This window comes from Methyloversatilis universalis EHg5 (assembly GCF_000378945.1).
GTDB lineage: Bacteria > Pseudomonadota > Gammaproteobacteria > Burkholderiales > Rhodocyclaceae > Methyloversatilis > Methyloversatilis universalis_A.
In genome coordinates, this window is record NZ_KB900539.1 from 3,688,132 (window position 1) to 3,707,638 (window position 19,507).

14 protein-coding genes and 1 pseudogene are annotated in these 19,507 nt (G+C 65.1%); 4 read left to right on the forward strand and 11 right to left on the reverse strand.

Going from position 1 to position 19,507, the window contains the following annotated elements:
* Positions 1–145: 145 nt before the first annotated feature.
* Complete coding sequence (locus METUNV2_RS0116735) at positions 146–1,063, forward strand: SMP-30/gluconolactonase/LRE family protein (protein WP_018230627.1); 918 nt, start codon at positions 146–148, stop codon at positions 1,061–1,063.
* Positions 1,064–1,085: 22 nt separating this feature from the next.
* Here the strand turns inward: METUNV2_RS0116735 and METUNV2_RS0116740 are convergent, their stop codons facing one another.
* The 7 genes and pseudogenes from METUNV2_RS0116740 to METUNV2_RS0116770 form a co-directional block, all read right to left on the reverse strand.
* A complete protein-coding gene (locus METUNV2_RS0116740) occupies positions 1,086–1,277 on the reverse strand; it encodes an excalibur calcium-binding domain-containing protein (protein WP_036271219.1) in 192 nt (63 codons plus the stop codon).
* Between the two features lie 114 nt (positions 1,278–1,391).
* On the reverse strand, positions 1,392–3,038 hold the full coding sequence (locus METUNV2_RS0116745; protein ID WP_018230629.1) for an ATP-binding cassette domain-containing protein: 1,647 nt from the start codon (positions 3,036–3,038) through the stop codon (positions 1,392–1,394).
* A gap of 494 nt (positions 3,039–3,532) precedes the next feature.
* Positions 3,533–4,906: a hypothetical protein gene (locus METUNV2_RS0116750; RefSeq protein WP_018230630.1), complete on the reverse strand. Its 1,374-nt coding sequence runs from the start codon at positions 4,904–4,906 to the stop codon at positions 3,533–3,535.
* Positions 4,899–5,918, reverse strand: coding sequence for a nucleoid-associated protein (locus METUNV2_RS0116755; RefSeq protein WP_018230631.1), 1,020 nt, complete (start codon positions 5,916–5,918; stop codon positions 4,899–4,901). Before METUNV2_RS0116755 ends, METUNV2_RS0116750 begins: the two co-directional genes overlap by 8 nt.
* A gap of 429 nt (positions 5,919–6,347) precedes the next feature.
* A pseudogene (locus METUNV2_RS0116760) lies at positions 6,348–6,680 on the reverse strand (SIS domain-containing protein); the annotation flags it as partial.
* Between the two features lie 42 nt (positions 6,681–6,722).
* Positions 6,723–7,109 carry a type II toxin-antitoxin system RelE/ParE family toxin gene (locus tag METUNV2_RS0116765; protein ID WP_018230633.1) on the reverse strand — a complete coding sequence of 129 codons (387 nt, stop codon included), beginning with the start codon at positions 7,107–7,109 and terminating at the stop codon, positions 6,723–6,725.
* Complete coding sequence (locus METUNV2_RS0116770; protein ID WP_018230634.1) at positions 7,102–7,401, reverse strand: type II toxin-antitoxin system Phd/YefM family antitoxin; 300 nt, start codon at positions 7,399–7,401, stop codon at positions 7,102–7,104. The genes METUNV2_RS0116765 and METUNV2_RS0116770 overlap by 8 nt, the downstream gene beginning before the upstream one ends.
* A gap of 377 nt (positions 7,402–7,778) precedes the next feature.
* Between METUNV2_RS0116770 and METUNV2_RS19260 the strand changes: the two genes are divergently transcribed.
* Together METUNV2_RS19260 and METUNV2_RS20050 are read left to right on the forward strand one after the other, a co-directional pair.
* Positions 7,779–8,546, forward strand: a complete 768-nt coding sequence (locus METUNV2_RS19260) for a Fic family protein (RefSeq protein ID WP_018230635.1) — start codon at positions 7,779–7,781, stop codon at positions 8,544–8,546.
* Positions 8,547–8,567: 21 nt separating this feature from the next.
* Positions 8,568–8,939 carry a hypothetical protein gene (locus METUNV2_RS20050; protein ID WP_198288866.1) on the forward strand — a complete coding sequence of 124 codons (372 nt, stop codon included), beginning with the start codon at positions 8,568–8,570 and terminating at the stop codon, positions 8,937–8,939.
* Between the two features lie 28 nt (positions 8,940–8,967).
* Here METUNV2_RS20050 and glmS read toward each other — a convergent pair whose 3' ends face one another.
* Positions 8,968–10,806 carry a glutamine--fructose-6-phosphate transaminase (isomerizing) gene (glmS, locus tag METUNV2_RS0116780; protein WP_018230637.1) on the reverse strand — a complete coding sequence of 613 codons (1,839 nt, stop codon included), beginning with the start codon at positions 10,804–10,806 and terminating at the stop codon, positions 8,968–8,970.
* A 76-nt stretch (positions 10,807–10,882) separates the two neighbouring features.
* Positions 10,883–12,244, reverse strand: a complete 1,362-nt coding sequence (glmU, locus tag METUNV2_RS0116785) for a bifunctional UDP-N-acetylglucosamine diphosphorylase/glucosamine-1-phosphate N-acetyltransferase GlmU (protein ID WP_018230638.1) — start codon at positions 12,242–12,244, stop codon at positions 10,883–10,885.
* A gap of 213 nt (positions 12,245–12,457) precedes the next feature.
* Here glmU and METUNV2_RS0116790 point away from each other — a divergent pair, with 213 nt between their 5' ends.
* Positions 12,458–12,970 (forward strand): DUF4124 domain-containing protein, encoded by a 513-nt coding sequence (locus METUNV2_RS0116790; protein ID WP_018230639.1) that lies wholly within the window; start codon positions 12,458–12,460, stop codon positions 12,968–12,970.
* Positions 12,971–13,353: 383 nt separating this feature from the next.
* Here the strand turns inward: METUNV2_RS0116790 and METUNV2_RS0116795 are convergent, their stop codons facing one another.
* Together METUNV2_RS0116795 and gltB are read right to left on the reverse strand one after the other, a co-directional pair.
* Positions 13,354–14,820: a glutamate synthase subunit beta gene (locus METUNV2_RS0116795; RefSeq protein ID WP_018230640.1), complete on the reverse strand. Its 1,467-nt coding sequence runs from the start codon at positions 14,818–14,820 to the stop codon at positions 13,354–13,356.
* A 16-nt stretch (positions 14,821–14,836) separates the two neighbouring features.
* Complete coding sequence (gltB, locus tag METUNV2_RS0116800) at positions 14,837–19,504, reverse strand: glutamate synthase large subunit (RefSeq protein WP_018230641.1); 4,668 nt, start codon at positions 19,502–19,504, stop codon at positions 14,837–14,839.
* Between the last annotated feature and the right edge of the window lie 3 nt (positions 19,505–19,507).

Genomic DNA, 19,507 nt, shown 5'->3' on the forward strand with positions numbered 1-19,507 from the left:
GTGTCCGCGGCCGAACTGCCGGGGCAGACTGCAGTCGACCCGCATGGCGACGACGCTGCAGGCGCCGACGCATCGGCCGCATTGCCTTTCCCTTCACCTGCCGTCATTCCATACACTCGTCACCTCACCCCAACCGGAGGGCTTCATGAAGAACACCCCTGTAAGCAGCATGCGATCGAAATGGCTGGTTGCCGCGCTGGCCGGCCTGACCTCGGCGGTCGTCCTGGCCGCCGAGCCGAACCCTGCGGAACCGCCCGCGCAGCGCACCGGCGCCGCGCTGAAAGAGATCGCCGGCCTCACCATGCCGGAATCGGCGGTCGCCCACCCGGACGGCCGCATCTTCGTGACCGAGATCGGCGAATTCAACAAGCCGGGTGACGGCAAGGTCACCGTGGTGCATCCGGACGGCCGCACCGAAACGCTGGTCGGCGGGCTGAACGATCCCAAGGGCATCGCCCTCGCCGGCGACAAGCTCTACGTCACCGACATGGACCGCGTGCTGCGCATCAGCCTCGACGGCACGGTAAGCGAACTGGCCAAACCCGGCGACTTCCCGCACAAGCCGGTCTTCCTGAACGACATCGAGATCGCCGGCGACGGCGTGATCTATGTGTCGGACAGCGGCGACGACAAGGGCAAGGGCGCCGGCATCTACGCCATCGCCCCGGACGGCGGCATCCGCACCGTGCTCGGCGCAAATGCCGGCATCGTGCGCCCGAACGGTCTGCTGGTCGACGGCCCGAACGCGCTGCTGGTGGCCGACTTCGGCACCGGCAAGCTGTTCCGTCTGGTGATGAAGAAGGGCGGCGGCAAACCGTCGCTCAAGCTGCTCTACAGCGGCTTCGGCGGCGCCGACGGGCTGGTGCGCGATCGCGACGGCGCGCTCTACGTGAGCGACTGGAAGGGCGGCAAGGTGTGGCGTCTGGGCAAGCCGCGGTCGGCGCCGCAACTGATCGCCGAAGGCCACAAGTCGTCGGCGGACATCGCGCTGTCGGCGGACGGTCGCACCCTGCTGATGCCGGACATGATGGCCGGCAAGCTGGTGTTCCTGCCGCTGAAGTGACGGTAGCCCTGGCGCGGGCCACTCAGCGCCCGCGCCAGGGCTCGCAGCCGATGCCGTCGCCGTCGCGGTCGAGGTGCGGGCCGTAGCCAGGCTCGCCCGCGCGCACCGGTGCGGCGCGATGGCAGTGGTAGTCCCCGGTCTTGCGGTTGTGGTGGCAGCCCTCGGCGTTCAGGCCGCCGCCGTGTGCGGCCACGCTGGCGCACGCCGCCAGCATCGGCACGGCACACAGCCATCGGACTGAGCAGGAGCTGAAGCGCATCGCCACGGCATGAAGGAGATCGGGCTGTCAGTCTAGCCGGCGCTTCGATCTGTGCACGGTGCAGCCCCTTCAGTGCGCCCGCCGCGCCAGCACTTCATCGCGCGGGCCGGCGTCGACCACGCGGCCGGCTTCCACCACCACCACCGTGTCGAAGCGCGCGAGCAGGCTGGGCCGGTGCACCGAGGCGACGATGCAGGCCGACGGGAAGGCCGCCACCATGCGGTCGAACACCCGGCCCTCGGCCTGCGGGTCAAGCGCACTGGTCGGTTCGTCGAGCAGCAGCAGCGAACTGCCCTGCGCCGCCAGCGCACCGCGGGCCAGCGCCAGCCGCTGACGCTGGCCGCCGGAGAGGTTGCCGCCGCGCTCGCTCAGCGTGCTCTGCAGTCCGTCGGGCAGGCGCTCAAGCACCTCGTCGAACACGCCGGCGTGCATCGCCGACCGCAGCGCCGCCGGGTCGGCCGGCTGGCCGAAGGTGAGGTTCTCTTCCACACTGGCTTCGAACACCTCGGCTTCCTGCGGAATCAGCGTCGCCAGTGTGCGCAGTTCAGCCCACGGCACCGGCACACCGTCGCGCAGCAGCTCGCCCTGCTGCGGCAGATAGAGGCCGGCCAGCGTACGCAAAAGCGTGCTTTTGCCGCCGCCGCTCGGGCCGATCAGCGCCACGCGCGTACCGCGCCGCAGTTCCAGATCCACGCCCTGCAGTCCACCCCGCTCGCCGCCGCGCGCGTCGTCGCCATAACGCAGCGTCGCACCGCGCAGCGCCAGCGTCTGCCACAGCGCATCCGCCTGCACCGCGGGCACCTCTGCATCCGGCTTACCGGGCGCGGCCCAGATCGGCTCCGCGCTGCAGTAGTCGGTATGCATGCGCGCGAAGCCCTGAAAGTTGGACGCCAGCGAAGCCACCACGCCGGCCGCCTGCTGCGCGTACTGGTAAATCATGAACACCGTGCCCAGCGCCACCGCCTGCCCCGGCGTGCGCACCTGCATGACATACACCACCACCAGCACCCAGGTGAGCCCCATGCCGAGCAGGTCCACCGCGAACCACTTGCCTTCGTTCACCATCACCGCGCGCCGCAGCGGCGCCATCACCGCCTCCATGCGCCGGCCCAGCAGCACGCGCGACGCCGCCTGCAGCCGCAGCCCGATCACCGTTCCGGCATTGCCGACGAAATCGAGCAGCGCCGCGGCATAGCGGCGGTCGGCATCGTTCTCGGCGCGCGCGAGCTGCATCAGCGTGCGGTCGAAGCGCAGGATGATGAGCGCGATCACCACATAGCCGCTCACCGCGATCGCGCCACTGGTGCGCGACAGCAGCGCCAGCGCCACCAGCGGCCCGACGAAGTTGAACGCGCTCTGCAGATAGTCGAACTGGTTCTGCGCGAAGTCCGACAGCGCCCGGCTCGCCTGCATCACGCGGTGCTGCAGCTCACCCGAATGCCGCCCGTCCCGCCACGCCAAGGGCGCCGCCGCGATGCGCGCATACAGCGCATCCGCCAGCCGCACGCGCACCCGCACGCCGACATTCCGCTCCAGCACCCGCCCCGGCCCATGCAGCAGCCAGGACAGCAGATAGATGCCGACCAGATAAAGAATCCACCGCCCCGCCGTCGCCATGTCGCCCTGCTGCAAGGCATTGATCGCCTGCGCGGCGAGCCACGGCATGGTGAGGCGCAGCAGCTGCGCGCCGGACAGCAGCGCCGCCGCGCCGAGCATCTGCGCGCGTGCACCTTGGGCGTGGAGCCAGAGGGCGCGGTAGAGGTCGCGGGCGGCGGTGGGGAGGGTGATTCTGTGGGATGTAGTATCTGTCATGGGGTGATTCGAACGTCGCCGTCGACAGCCTCCGGCGAGAATGCGACCTGTTGACTCATCGGGTCTTCGCGTGTTCGGCCACCAGTCTTGCCCGTACCTCGTCTGCCGTAAAAGCGCGCGACGGGTCTGCGTTCAACGCATCGTAGGCCGGCCCCGCCTGCTGCACCAGCAAGACCTGTCAGGTCACAACCATGAAACACTTCTTCTCAAGTAATTCGTGGTCTGTAGAAGCAGGGCAAGTCAGTGCCGTTGGGGCGGCAGCGGAGACAGCAAAGAAGCGACATGTCTGACCGCTGCTGCTTAAACAAAATTGGCGAAGCCAGCTCCGCCGCATTGGCAGACCTTCGCATCGGAACCTAAGCGAAAGATCGATGCCGAGGACTTGACGGCGAGCAGATTCAGCGAGAGGAGGAGCTTGCCGCTTTCTGCGCTTTCGGTGACATCTGATCCTTCTGCGTATCCGTCGTCTTGACTACGTCGGCATTAGCAGCCGAAACCGGCGCACTTGGCTTGACAGCTGAAGCCGGCGGCGGAGGCGCGGGTTTTGACGCCGCGGAAACTCCCGATGCTGGATTTGCATCGGCGGCGACAGGTATTCCGGTCACCCTGGCCCAGGCAAGCGGGGTCAATCGCGCATAGGCCCAGTGTGCCATCGCGAGGCCGCAAACCACTACGAGGCTGATTACGCCCAAGATGACCTTCTGACTCAGAACGCGGCACGCAAGCGACTTGAAGGCGTCCTCCAAAGAGCCGGCGACCGCCATGTACTCACGCTCTAGTTGCGCCTTCTGCCGTTTGATCTCACCCTCGAGCACCAGAAGCGTCTGAAACTGGTTGAAGAGCAGTAGGAGCGTGAGGCCGACAAACACCCACGCCCCTAACAAGATGGCGGAGTTCACTATGAACTCAGCTCCGAAATCGGCCGACGGCTTCATCTGAGTGGCGACGACGATCGTGGCGACCGGGATGCCCAGCAATTGGTTCTGGACATCGGACAGGACCTTGTGAATCTTGCCGGCGAACTCGACGCGCGCCGCCTCCACCGTGTCCTTCAGCTTTTCATAGGAAAATCCGGCGGCGTAAATTTTGTAGCCTTGGTCATAGGCAGCACGCAGCTCTTTGGCGTGCGCGAGTAGGTAGGCGAATCGGTTGTGCGTCGGTTGAGCGCGTACCAAGTCAGTGATTGCCGTTGCCAAGATTGCGGCACACTGCTTCTTGTGCGTATCGGCAGGGATTAGGGTCGTGAGCGCCCTCACCTCATCTAGGTTCAGCTTGCGCAAATCGGCCGCGGTGTAGCTCACCGGCAGATCGAAACGTCCGCCGCTGATGAACACGAGGTTCTGCTCTGGCGTGTCCAGAAATCCCGCGGCTTCCTTCAGCGCCTGCACGAGGCCAATGACGACCATGTATCGGCCGACTTCGGTCGCTTGATCGAGCAAGTCGTCGGAGGATTGCTTGGTATCCAGGACCAGGAATCTCGACTTAGCTCGTATGCGGTTGCCGGGTTCGTCCAGCAACTCGTCCAAATCCTTGGCCACCGATGCCCAGCCCGGTTTTGGATCGAAGGACAGCGTGACAGTACGACCGATCACCACAGCGTCGCCGCCCTCCACGACTTCCAAGCCGGTCCTGTCGTGCTCCTTCAAGCACAACTCGACAGCAGTCCGGTCGGCCTCCGTCGCCACGAAAAAGCTGCCGCGAGTTGCACCCGGCATCGCCGGCGTGAAACCTTTGGCAACGAGCGCGAGCGCCGTCCAGACCAGATCAGTCATCGTTCATCTCAGCTTGCAGTTCCGCTTTCAATGCATCGGGGAGATTGCGAAGCACCAGTTCGCCGCGCTCGGCAATGTACTCAGCGTGCCCTTTGCTAAGGGCTCGACGGTCCAGGTCTACCGTCCAGAACGGCGTCTTTCCATGAAATTTCAGCAGCTTCCTCAAGCTGCCACGGTCGGGCACAAAACCGTCGCTGAGCTCGATCTCGTCGCTAGCCAAGGCCTGTTGTAGCTTTTTTGGTTCGGCCGGCCAGGCGAAGTTCGTCAATTCCTCAAGGCTGACGGGCTCCCGTGCCTTGCTGCGCTCGATGCAATAGCCGTGGGCGCGTCGCAGGAATTCATCGGTGGCCTGTTGGTCAAGGCCTTCATTGTGAGCGAAGTCTTTCAGTCCTGTGACCAGGCGCTTAGTGTCCTCCGTGTCCTGAACCACCTGCCTGCAGCCAAGGAAATACATGAAGTACTCGGCGACGTCACCGCGTGCCTTGAGGAAACCCACGTACCGGGTGTGAGGATCGCCACTCAGCCACGCAGAAAGATTGACGCGGCCGGCGACCCGGACGTTCTCAAGGTCGATGTGCACGGCCTCTTCGATCTCGAGCGTCTTCTCGTTGACCGCGGTGCTCGCGACGTTGTTGATGATGGCTACAAGCAGCCAGTCATCACCCGTTTTCGAACGACCATGAACCATGAGTACGTAGCCGCCCTTGGACGCCGAAGCCTGCATCGCCTTCCCGGCCAGGACGTTCATGAGCTGCTTCGTCCCGTCGACAAAGCTGGTCTTGCGATCCTTAAACATGTCACGCAGCACGGGCGCGGTGGGATATGTCAGCTCATCGTCCTCAAACCGTCCATATCCTTTGCTGGCACGATTGCCATACAGGTCATTGATCTGGTTCACCAAACTCTGCACCGCCGGCGTCAGCTCAAGCTCAGCATCGCGAGTCTGCACCGTAGCAGGCTTGTGCGCATCCTTGCTCAGCTTGTGCAGCACTGCTGCGTGAATCGTAGTCATGTGAACTCCGCGGTCGAGGGTGGTCGGACCAAAGCCCTGAAGAAATAAGGATGAGAGCCGCGCGGCTCAGTGCGTGAGCCATCTCGAATTTTTTACACCTCACAGGAACTAGCGCTCCAGCGCGCGACGGCGGGAGTTTCGGCAGCGACCCCTTAGTAGGCTGGTGTTGGCGCCACATCCAGTCAATTGTGAGCCGACTAAGCTTCGTAAAGCGAATTGGCCCTTTCAGGCAGCCCGGGCGCCCCTGCGGCGCTTGCTCGGACGCCTGCCTAGTCTACCGAATAGCATAAATTGCTTTGGGCTGGAGCAGCTGCTCAGCTGCTGAACCGCAAACGACTGAGATCGCCTGAAGCGGTGCCCTCCTCAAGCGCCTGGACCTTGTATCAGACATTAATGGCAGAGAACACCCGCAGTGTGTGCCCCCAGCCCTCACTCCACCGTCACGCTCTTCGCTAGATTCCGCGGCTTGTCCACCTCGGTGCTCTTCACCAGCGCCGCGTGGTACGCCAGCAGTTGCAGCGGTACGACGTGCAGCACCGGTGACAGCAGGCCGTAGGTCTTCGACATGTTCAGAACATGCACGCCCTCGCCTTCGACCATTTCGGTGCCGGCGTCGGCGATGACGTAGAGTTCGCCGCCGCGGGCGCGGACTTCCTGGATGTTGCTCTTGAGCTTTTCGATCAGCGCGTCGTTCGGGGCGATGGCGATGACCGGCATGTCGCGGGCGCCCCGCGCCAGGGAACTGTACTCAAGTGCCCCTGCGTGATCATCAGGCAGCACCCCGACGACACTGGCGCTCTATGCTCAATTTCCCGCCGGCCAATGCGCCGCGAAATCGAACGACAACTGCCGATGGTGGCGGATGGTCAGCAGGTAGACCGTCTCCAGTTCATCAGCCACGGTGTAGAGCATGAGGTAGTCGCCGTGCAGATACTCGCGAAGGGAATCGGCGGTCCCCGTCGGCATGGTGGTAAGCAAGGTGAGCGCTTCGGCGGATTGGGGCGGGTGGTCGAGGTAGCGCCGACCGATGCGAGGGAAGCGGGCCAGATTCGGGATGACGAGGCTACGCAAGTCATCGAGCAGGTCGTCGAAGGCCGTGCCCGCATCGGCTTCGATCAGAAAGGTTTCGATGGCTTCGAGGCGCGCCAGGAAGCTGTCGGTCAGCTCAACCCGGTGAAGGTCTTCAGCCACCTGTCTTCGCGCGACGCCTCTGGAGACTGGCGATTGCGGCATCGGCCGACTGGGTTCGGCCAGCTGCAATGTCGTCCAGACCGCGACGGGCGTCTTCAAGCAGAAGCAGATGGATGCGCTCGCGTTCCAGCCGGTGGTAGTAGTCCAGCCGGTCGGCGTCGATCAGCGCGACATAGCTTTCACCGTTCCTGGTGATGATCTTTTCGGCGCCAGCCTTGGCCTGCTCGGCCAGTTCCGAGAGATTGGCGCGTGCCTGGGTGAAGGGCACCACGTCGCGCGCTGAAAAACCCATGGCAGGCTCCCAATGGAAAGGTGACAGAATTCTGTACAGTCTATCGAGTCAAGTGCGGTGACGCCACAGGGGTCTGTTCATCTGCTGCGGGCGTGCGATGCATGGACGCAAATACGGAAGCTGATCCGTGAACCGGCGGAGAGAACAAGGCGCTGGCGCATCTCCGGGCTCTGAAACAGCACCACGTCAGGCACACGAGCTCAAGATACGCGTGGGAGAAACTGTAGAAAAAGCGCTGAAATTTTCAAGATATTTTTCCTTGATCCATATTTCAGGTATTTGTTCTGACTGAATTTTTCTTGCTCCATTGAAGATACCAAGATCGTCGATTACAGATAATCTACGGCTTTGCCTTCACTTCGGCACAGAGGCCGCTCATGCCAGCCTTCCGCCATCATGATCTGAGTCTCCTCAACACCACCTTCGACTCGCCCCTGGTCGATGTGGTGACGGAGCTCGAACATCTGCGCCGTCTCCGGCTGGAGGGCAGCACGCCCGCACCGGTGTTCTTCCAGCTCAAGCAGATCTTCCACATGCTGGAAAGCCTGGGGTCGGCCCGCATCGAAGGCAACCACACCACGCTGGCCGACTATGTCGAGAGCCGGCTGGAAGACGTTGCGGCAAGCGTGAGTGACACGTTGCGTGAAATGGCCAATATCGAAGAGGCCATGGCCTTCATCGAGGCGCATTTCGCGCCCGGCGACGACATCACCGAACATCTTGTGCGCGAGTTGCATGCGCTGACGGTGCGCGGCCTGCAGCGGGAGGGTGATGCCACACCCGGCGCCTACCGCCAGGGGTCAGTGCGGATTTCGCAGTCCGACCACCTTCCACCCGAGGCGATGCAGGTGCCGCAGTACATGAGCGAGCTGGTGACCTTCATAAATCAGCCTAACCCGCCCAAGTACGACCTGATCAAGGTCGCGCTCGCCCACCACCGCTTCGCGTGGATACACCCCTTCGGCAACGGCAATGGGCGTGTGGTCCGGCTGCTGACCTATACCCTGATGATCAAGTACGGCTTCGACGTCAGGGCTGGCGGGCGCGTGCTGAATCCGACCGCGGTGTTCTGCAACGACCGCGACCGCTATTACGCCATGCTCAGTCAGGCGGACACCGGCACGCAGGAAGGACGCGAGGCGTGATGCATCTACGTGCTGTCCGGCGTGCGCGACGAACTGGACAAGGTGGCCCGGCTGACCGATCAGGGCTATCTCATCGACCGCATCCTGACACCAGCGTTGCATCATGCGCGCGAGCGCGAGTCATTGACGCAGATGGAAGAGCGGGTGCTCATGGCGACGGCGCACAGAGGGATCGCCAAGGCGGGCGACCTGAAAGCGGCGATGCCCGGCATGACGGAAGCCCAACGCACCTACCAGATCCGCAAGCTGGTGGAGCGCCGGATGCTCGTACCGATCCACGACGGCGCACGTCAGTACACCGTGGGTTTCAGCAACAGCGTGCTGCTGCGTGGCGTGATCCGCGCACTGACGGCGGAAGGGTTCATCCCCGAGGCGTTGAACCGCCCCGGTTGATCGACAGTGAAGCGCGCGTGGTGCGCTCTTACTCCACCGTCACGCTCTTCGCCAGATTCCGCGGCTTGTCCACATCGGTGCCCTTCACCAGCGCCGCGTGATACGCCAGCAGCTGCAGCGGCACGACGTGCAGCACCGGTGACAGCAGGCCGTAGTTCTCCGGCATGTTCAGGATGTGCACGCCCTCGCCTTCGACCATTTCGGTGCCGGCGTCGGCGATGACGTAGAGCTCGCCGCCGCGGGCGCGGACTTCCTGGATGTTGCTCTTGAGCTTTTCGATCAGCGCGTCGTTCGGGGCGATGGCGATGACCGGCATGTCGCGGTCGACCAGCGCCAGCGGGCCGTGCTTCAGTTCGCCGGCCGGATAGGCTTCGGCGTGGATGTAGGAAATTTCCTTGAGCTTGAGCGCGCCTTCGAGCGCGATCGGGTAGTGCTGGCCGCGGCCGAGGAAGAGCGCGTGCTGCTTCATGGCGAAGCGTTCGGCCCAGGCCTGGATCTGGGGCTCGAGCTCGAGCACGCGGGTGACCGCGCCCGGCAGGTGGCGCAGCGCGCCGAGGTATTTCTCTTCCTGCGCGACGCTGAGCGTGCCGCGGGTCTTGGCCATGGCCAGCGTGAGCAGCGCGAGCGCGGCGAGCTGGGTGGTGTAGGCCTTGGTCGAGGCGACGCCGATTTCCGGGCCGGCGCGGGTGATGAAGCGCAGCGACGACTCGCGCACGATGGCCGATTCCGGCACGTTGCACACCGCCAGCGTGTGGGTCATGCCGAGCGACTTGGCAAACTTGAGCGCGGCCAGCGTGTCGGCGGTTTCGCCGGACTGCGAGATGGTGACCACCAGCGTCGCCGGATCGGCCACCGGCTTGCGGTAGCGGTATTCGCTGGCGATTTCGACCGAGCATTCGATGCCGGCGATGTCTTCGAGCCAGTAACGGGCGACCATGCCGGCGTGATAGCTGGTGCCGCAGGCGAGCACGAGCACGCGGCGCACCGAGCGGAACACGCCGTCGGCTTCGCTGCCGAACAGGTTGGGCGTGATGGAGCGGGCCTGGGCCAGCATTTCGAGCGTATTCGACAGCGCGGCCGGCTGCTCGAAAATCTCTTTCTGCATGTAGTGGCGGTAGCTGCCCAGCTCGACCGCGTCGGCCGAAAGCTGGCTCACCTGCACCGGGCGTTCGACCGGCGTGCCGTCGAGCCGCATGATGCGCATCGCGCCGCGGGTGAGCTCGGCCATGTCGCCGTCTTCGAGATAGATCATGTTGCGCGTGACCTGCAGCAGCGCCGAGGTGTCGGAGGCGGCGTAGTTGCCGGTGTCCGACTGGCCGAGCACCAGCGGCGAGCCGTGGCGGGCGACGATGATGCGCGAGTCTTCGCCTTCGCTGACGATGGCGATGGCGTAGGCGCCGATCAGTTCGCCACAGGTGGCGCGCACCGCGTCGATCAGATCCGGGTTGCTCTTGAGGTGATGGCGCACCAGGTGGGCGATCACCTCGGTGTCGGTTTCCGACGTGAAGGTGTAGCCGAGGCCGGTGAGGCGGGCGCGCAGCGGCTCGAAGTTCTCGATGATGCCGTTGTGCACGACGGCCAGACCGTCGCTGATGTGCGGGTGCGCGTTGCGCTCGGACGGCACGCCGTGGGTGGCCCAGCGGGTGTGCGCGATGCCGATGGCGGCGTCGAGCTGCTGTTCGTCGGCTTGGGTGGCCAGTTCGGCCACGCGACCGACCGCGCGCAGGCGGCGCAGCTCGGTGCCGTTGGCGCCGTTCAGCACCGCGAGGCCGGCCGAGTCATAGCCGCGGTATTCGAGCTTGCGCAGCCCTTCGAGCAGGACGGGAACGATGTTCTGGCCGGAGATGGCCGCGACGATGCCGCACATGGGAAATCCTTTGGCGTTGCGATGCGTTGTGTGTCTGCGCTCTACGTCTGCGCTGCAAGTTCGTATTAGCGGCCGGTCACTTCTTCTGCTTGACCGGGCGGGTCCAGCTTTCGATCGTGGTCTGGCGCACGCGGGAAATCGTGAGCTGACCGGCCGGCGCGTCCTGGGTGAGCGTGGTGCCGGCGCCCAGCGTGGCGCCGCGGCCGACGGTGACCGGCGCAACCAGCTGGGTGTCGGAGCCGATGAACACGTCGTCTTCGATCACGGTACGGAATTTGTTGGCGCCGTCGTAGTTGCAGCAGATGGTGCCGGCGCCGATGTTCACGCGGCTGCCCACGGTGGCGTCGCCGACGTAGGCCAGGTGGTTGGCCTTGCTGTGGGCGGCGATGGTGCTGTTCTTCACTTCGACGAAGTTGCCGATGTGCACGTCTTCGGCGAGCTTGGCACCCGGACGCAGGCGGGCATAGGGGCCGAGCTGGCAATCGGCGCCGACTTCGGCGTCTTCGAAATGGCAGAAGGGCGCGATACGGGTGCCGGCGGCCACGGTGACGTTGCGCAGCACCGAGTGCGCGCCCACCTTGACGCCATCGCCCAGCTCGACGTGGCCTTCGAAGATGCAGCCGACGTCGATCTCGACATCGCGGCCGCAGATCAGCTCGCCGCGCACGTCGACCCGCGCCGGGTCGCGCAGCGTGACGCCTTCGGTCAGCAGCCGGTCGGCGTTCTCGCGCTGGTGGATGCGTTCCAGTTCGGCCAGCTGGGCCTTGTCGTTCACGCCCAGGGTTTCCGACACGCGGGCCGGCTGGGTGCTCACCACCGGCACGCCGTCGCGCACGGCGGCGGCGACCACGTCGGTCAGGTAGTACTCGCGCTGGGCGTTGTCGTTCGACAGCTGGTCGAGCCAGCCGGCGAGCTTGCCGCCGGGCACCACCATGATGCCGGTGTTCACTTCGCGGATGGCGCGCTCGGCCTCGGAGGCATCCTTCTGTTCGACGATGCGCACGATGTGGCCGGCGGCATCGCGCACGATGCGGCCGTAGCCGGTCGGGTCGTCCAGCTGCACGGTCAGGATGGCGAGCTTGTCGCCGCCGGCGGCCTCGGCCAGCTTGACCAGCGAGTCAGCGCGCAGCAGCGGCACGTCGCCGTACAGAATGAGCACCGGCTCTTCACGGTTGAGCAGCGGCAGCGCCTGCATGACCGCGTGGCCGGTGCCGAGTTGTTCGGCCTGCAGCGCCCAGCCCACCGCTTCGTCCGGGAAGGCGGCACGCACCGCCTCCCCGCCATGGCCATAGACCACGCAGGTGTGCGAAGGCGTGAGGGACGCTGCGGTACGCAGCACATGCCCGAGCAGCGGGCGGTCAGACAGCGGTTGCAGCACCTTGGGCAGGACGGAGCGCATGCGCTTGCCCTGACCGGCTGCCAGAATGACGATCTGCATCGGGCACCATGTGGCGAAAATCCGCGTGGATTCTAGCATTCGGGGTATTACAGCCTGCTGCGCACCAGTTCTCGCACCGGCTCACCGGAGGCCGGAGAAGTGGGTGCATCCGTCAAATAATGCGCAGCGGAAGCGGCCGCATCCGGCGCACTGCGCCGGGCAACTGCGGTCCACTCTAGTGTGGATACCTTGACGTATCGTGGAGGTTTGTCGATGAACGGAAGAACATTCATCTGCCTGCTGGCCCTGCTGCCGCTCGGGGCGCTGGCCGATGGCACGGTGCACCGCTGGGTGGACGAACGCGGCGTGGTGAATTACGGCGACAAGCCGCCGCCCGGCCGCAATGCGACGGCAGTGCCGATCACCGACCCGATGACGGTCTCCGGGCCGCCTGCGCCACCCGCACCATCGGCAACGGGCGCGGCGCCCACCCGGCCACTGGACCGCGACGCGGTGCGCCAGGAGGTCGAATCGGCCCTGCGGCGGGAACAGGCCGCCCAGGCGCAGGACGCCGAGCGCAATCAGGAAAAGGCCCGGGCGGAAGCACGCCGGCGCTGCGAGGAACAGCGCCGCGTCGATTGCGACCAGGCGCTGCCGGATGATCTGTACTACGCCCCGCCGCGCATCGTGCGCAGGCACTACCCGATCACACCGGTCATCCCGCCCCGCCCGGCCGACCCGCCCGCGCCGCCGGTACTGAAGGCGCCGCGACCGACCAATCCCTGATCACCGGCAGAGAATCAGACGGCAGACAAAACAAAAGCGGGCCGAAGCCCGCTTTTGTTCTGTACTGCAGCCGATCACGACCTGCCAGCCCTCGCGAGGGCTGAAGGAGACTTAACGCGGCAGCGTGGTGGTGCCCATCAGGAACTGGTCAACTTCGCGCGCGCACTGACGGCCCTCGCGCCAATGCCGGCCGGTCGGCCGGCGTTCCACTCTCCCCGCCCGTGGGCGGTCAGAGAGGGGCGGAGAGATCAACGCGGCAGAGTGGTCGAACCCATGAGGAACTGATCCACCTCACGGGCGCACTGGCGCCCCTCGCGCCAACACCGGCCGGTCGGCCGGTGTTTCCCACTCCCCGAAGGGCGTTCGCGAGGGTTGAAGGAGGCTTACCGCGGCAGCGTGGTGCTGCCCATCAGGAACTGATCGACTTCACGAGCGCACTGACGGCCCTCGCGAATCGCCCACACCACCAGCGACTGACCACGGCGCATGTCGCCGGCGGCGAACACTTTGGCGACGTTGGTGGCATAGCAGCCTTCACCGTCGGTGGTGGCCTTGGCGTTACCGCGGCCGTCCTTCTCGACGCCGAAGCTGTCGATGATGCTGGCGGCCGGGCTGACGAAGCCCATGGCGAGCAGCACGAGGTCGGCCTTGAGCAACTGCTCCGAGCCGGCCACTTCCTGCATGCGGCCATCCTTCCACTCGACGCGCACGGTCTTCACCTGGGTGACCTTGCCGTTCTCGCCGATGAATTCCTTGGTGGCGATCGCCCAGTCACGCTCGCAGCCTTCTTCATGGCTGGACGAGGTGCGCAGCTTGATCGGCCAGTACGGCCACACCAGCGGCTTGTTCTCGGCTTCCGGCGGCTGCGGCATCAGTTCGAACTGGATGACGCCCGCGGCGCCGTGGCGGTTCGACGTACCGACACAGTCGGAACCGGTGTCGCCACCGCCGATCACGACCACATGCTTGCCGGTGGCCATGATCTGACCCGGCACGGTGTCGCCGGCGACCACGCGGTTCTGCTGCGGCAGGAAATCCATCGCGAAATGCACGCCGGCCAGTTCGCGGCCCGGCACCGGCAGGTCGCGCGGCTGTTCCGCGCCACCGGCCAGAACGACCGCGTCGAACTCGGCCTTCAGCTGTTCAGGGCTGATGACGGTGGCGGCGTCGCTGTGCACCGGCGAACCTTCCGGCAGCGCACCGACCAGCACGCCGGTGCGGAAGGTGACGCCTTCGGCCTGCATCTGCTCAACGCGGCGGTCGATGTGCGACTTTTCCATCTTGAAGTCGGGGATGCCGTAGCGCAGCAGGCCGCCGACGCGGCTGTTCTTTTCGAACACGGTCACGTCGTGACCGGCGCGCGCCAGCTGCTGCGCGGCGGCCATGCCGGCCGGGCCGGAGCCGATGACGGCGACCTTCTTGCCGGTCTTCTTGGCCGGCGGCTGCGGCACGACCCAGCCATTTTCCCAGGCCTTGTCGATGATGGCGTGCTCGATCGACTTGATGCCCACTGCGTCGCTGTTGATGTTCAGCGTACAGGCGGCTTCACACGGCGCCGGACAGATGCGGCCGGTGAATTCCGGGAAGTTGTTGGTCGAGTGCAGCACATCGATCGCCTGCTTCCAGTCCTGGCGGAAAACCAGGTCGTTGAAGTCGGGAATGATGTTGTTGACCGGGCAGCCGTTGTTGCAGAACGGAATGCCGCAGTCCATGCAGCGCGCGCCCTGCACCTTCGCTTCTTCATCGCTCAGGTGCAGCACGAACTCCTTGTAGTTGCGGACGCGCTCGGCGACCGGCAGCGACGCCTCGGACAGGCGCTGGAACTCAAGAAAACCGGTGGACTTTCCCATTTCGAATCGTTTCCTGTTACTTGGCCATCGCTGCGGCCGGCGCATCCGCCTTGGCAGCCATTTCGCGCAGCGCGCGGCGGTACTCGGTCGGCATCACCTTGACGAACTTGCCGCGGGCGTTGGCCCAGTCGGCAAGGATGTCGGCGGCGCGCTTCGAGCCGCTGAAGGCGGCGTGGCGCGCGATCAGGCGACGCAGGATGGCGTCGTCGCTCATCGTGAGGTGGTTGATCGCCACTTCGCCGATCACGTCGTCGTCCGCATCGTTGGCGAGGTCGCCGCTGAGGGTGTCCAGCTCGACCATGGACATGTTGCAGCGCTTGCCGAAGCTGCCGTCCTCGTCATAGACGTAGGCCACGCCACCCGACATGCCGGCGGCGAAGTTGCGGCCGGTCTGGCCGAGCACGACCACGGTACCGCCGGTCATGTATTCGCAGCCGTGATCGCCAGTGCCTTCGACCACCGCGATGGCGCCCGAATTGCGCACCGCGAAGCGCTCGCCAGCCACGCCACGGAAGTAGCACTCACCTTCGGTCGCGCCGTACATGACGGTATTGCCGACGATGATGTTCTTCTCGGAGGCGCCACGGAAAGCGTCCGACGGCTTGATCACGATGCGGCCGCCGGACAGGCCCTTGGCGACGTAGTCGTTGCCCTGACCGGTCAGTTCCAGCGTGATGCCGCGGGCCAGGAAGGCGCCGAAGCTCTGGCCGGCGGTACCCGCCAGCTTCACCATGATGGTGTTGTCCGGCAGACCCTTGTGGCCATAGCGGCGGGCGACTTCGTGCGACAGCATGGTGCCCGCGGTGCGGTTCACGTTGCTGACCGGCGATTCGACGACCACCGGCTTGCCGGTTTCCAGCGCATCCTTGGCCTTGGCGATCAGGCTGTGGTCGAGCGCACGCTCGATGCCGTGGTCCTGGGTTTCGCTGTGCACGCGCGACACGTCGGCCGGAACCGGCGGCATGTAGAAGATGCGCGAGAAATCGAGGCCGCTCGCCTTCCAGTGTTCGATGCCGGCGCGCATGTCGAGCAGGTCGGAACGGCCGACCAGATCGTCAAACCGGCGGATGCCCATCGAGGCCATCAGCTCGCGCACTTCTTCGGCGACGAAGAAGAAGTAATTGACCACGTGCTCCGGCTGGCCGGAGAACTTCTTGCGCAGCACCGGATCCTGAGTCGCCACGCCCACCGGGCAGGTGTTCAGATGGCACTTGCGCATCATGATGCAGCCCTCGACCACCAGCGGTGCGGTGGCGAAGCCGAATTCGTCTGCGCCGAGCAGCGCGCCGATCATCACGTCGCGGCCGGTCTTCATCTGGCCGTCGGCCTGCACGCGGATGCGGCCGCGCAGGCGGTTCAGCACCAGGGTCTGCTGGGTTTCGGCCAGGCCGAGTTCCCACGGCGTACCGCAATGCTTGATCGACGAGATCGGGCTGGCACCGGTGCCGCCGTCATGGCCGGCGATCACCAGGTGGTCGGCCTTGGCCTTGGACACACCGGCCGCCACGGTGCCGACGCCGACTTCGGATACCAGCTTCACCGAGATCGACGCGGTCGGGTTGGAGTTCTTCAGATCGTGGATGAGCTGGGCCAGATCCTCGATCGAATAGATGTCGTGGTGCGGCGGCGGCGAAATGAGACCGACGCCCGGAACCGAGTGACGCAGGAAGCCGATGTATTCCGACACCTTGTGGCCGGGCAGCTGACCGCCTTCGCCGGGCTTCGCGCCCTGGGCCATCTTGATCTGGATCTGGTCGGAGTTCGCCAGGTATTCGGCGGTGACGCCGAAACGGCCGGACGCGACCTGCTTGATCTTTGAGCGCAGCGAATCGCCCTTCTTCAGCGGCAGCGCGACTTCGACGCGCGACGAGCCGATGAGCTTGTCGAGCGTGGTGTCTTCGGTGACCGGCTTGAAGCGGATCGGATCTTCGCCACCTTCGCCGGTATTCGACTTGCCGCCGATGCGGTTCATCGCGATGGCGAGCGTGGTGTGCGCTTCGGTCGAGATCGAGCCGAGCGACATGGCGCCGGTAGCAAAACGCTTGACGATGTCGCTCGCGGACTCGACTTCATCCAGCGCGACCGGCGGGCCGGCCGGCTTGATGTCGAACAGGCCACGCAGCGTCATGTGACGGCGGGTCTGGTCGTTGATGATGCGCGCGTATTCCTTGTACGTGTCGTACTTGTTCGCGCGGGTCGCGTGCTGCAGCTTGGCGATCGCGTCCGGCGTCCACATGTGCTCTTCGCCGCGGATGCGGAAGGCGTATTCGCCGCCCGCTTCCAGCGCGTTGGCCAGCACCGGGTCGCTGCCGAAAGCCTGACCGTGGGTGCGCAGCGACTCTTCGGCGACCTCGACCAGGCCGATGCCCTCGACCTGGGTGGCGGTGCCGGTGAAGTAGCGGGTGACGAAGGCCGAATTCAGGCCGATGGCTTCAAAAATCTGCGCGCCGCTGTACGACTGGTAGGTCGAAATGCCCATCTTGGACATGACCTTGTTCAAGCCCTTGCCCACTGCCTTGATGAAGCGCTTGGACGCGTCCTTGGTCGACAGGCCGGACGGCAGCTCATTCGAGATTTCGGCGATGGTGTCGAACGCCAGCCACGGACAGATCGCTTCAGCGCCATAACCGGCGAGCAGCGCGAAGTGGTGGGTTTCACGGGCCGAACCGGTGTCGACCACCAGGCCGGTCAGCGTGCGCAGGCCCTTGCGCACCAGGTGGTGGTGCACCGAGGAGGTGGCCAGCAGTGCCGGGATGGCAACGCGGCCACGCGATACTGCGCGATCGGACAGGATGACGATGTTGTAGCCATCACCCACCGACTTCTCGGCGGCTTCCTGCAGGCGCTTGATGTGGCCTTCGATCGAGGCGGCGCCATCGGCGGCCGGATAGGTGATGTCCAGCACCAGCGAACGGAACTTGCCGCCGGTCAGGCGCTCGATGTCGCGCAGACGCAGCACGTCTTCGTTGGTGAGCACCGGCTGGGTGACTTCCAGGCGCGGGGTCAGGCCGTCTTCGTTGTCAGCCACGCCCATCAGATTGGGGCGCGGGCCGATGAAGGACGCCAGCGACATCACGATCTCTTCGCGGATCGGGTCGATCGGCGGGTTCGTGACCTGGGCGAACAGCTGCTTGAAGTAGGCGTACAGCGGCTTGTTCTTGTCCGACAGCACCGGCAGCGGGCTGTCATTGCCCATGGAGCCGATGGCTTCTTCGCCGCCGGCGGCCATCGGCGCCAGGATGAACTTGATGTCTTCCTGGGTGTAACCGAAGGCCTGCTGGGTATCGAGCAGCGATTCGGCACGCTCGCTGGCGTACTTGATGTCTTCCAGTTCGGTCAGGAAGAAGCGCGAATCCTTGATCCAGGTGTCGTACGGATATTCGGTCGACAGCTCGTGCTTGAGCGCGCCGTCTTCGACGATCGCGCCCTTTTCCAGGTCGATCATGAACATCTTGCCCGGCTGCAGACGCCACTTCTGGACGATGCGGTCGTCCGGAATCGGCAGCACGCCCATTTCCGAGGCCATCACGACGGTGTCGTCGTCGGTGACCAGGAAGCGGGCCGGGCGCAGGCCGTTGCGGTCCAGCGTGGCGCCGATCTGGCGGCCGTCGGTGAAGGCCACGGCGGCCGGGCCGTCCCACGGTTCCATGATGGCGGCGTGGAATTCGTAGAACGCGCGGCGTTCTTCGTCCATCAGCGGATTGCCGGCCCAGGCTTCGGGGATGAGCATCATCATGGCGTGGGCCAGCGAGTAGCCGCCCATGACCAGCAGTTCGAGCGCGTTGTCGAACGAGGCCGAATCGGAACCGCCTTCGACGATGAGCGGCCACAGCTTGTCGAGATCGTCGCCCAGCGCAGCCGACTTCATCGACTTCTGGCGCGCCTTCATCCAGTTGATGTTGCCGCGCACGGTGTTGATTTCACCGTTGTGGGCAATCATGCGGAAGGGGTGGGCCAGATCCCAGGTCGGGAAGGTGTTGGTCGAGAAGCGCTGGTGCACCAGTGCCAGTGCGGACGCGGTGCGCGCATCGGCCAGATCGGTGAAGTATTCGCCGACCTGATGGGCCAGCAGCATGCCCTTGTAGACGATGGTGCGCGAGGACAGCGACGGCAGGTAGAACTGCTTCACGTCGGCCAGCTTGAGCGCGCGCACTGCGTGCTCGACGCGCTTGCGCACGACGAACAGCTTGCGTTCGAAGGCGGTCTGGTCGGCCACCGTGTCCGGGCGGGAAATGAACACCTGACGCATCTGCGGCTCAATCGCGCGCGCAGCTTCGGCCAGGATGCTGCTGTCGCGCGGAACGTCGCGCCAGCCGAGGAAGTTCAGGCCTTCTTCGTGAATGATGCGGGCCACCACCGATTCACAGGCGGCGCGGCCATTCGACGACTGCGGCAGGAACACCATGCCACAGGCGTAGTCGCCGGCGGCCGGCAGCTTGATGCCGATCTTTGCGGCTTCGTCGCGCAGAAGCGCGTCCGGCATCTGGAGCAGGATGCCTGCGCCGTCGCCGAGCAGCGGGTCATAGCCGGTTGCGCCGCGGTGGTCGAGGTTCTTCAGGATCTGCAGACCCTGTTCGATGATGTCGTGCGATTTGCGATTCTTGATGTTCGCAACGAAACCCACACCACATGCATCGCGCTCGTTTTCGGGGTCGTACAGACCCTGAGTATGGGGAAGACCCATTGC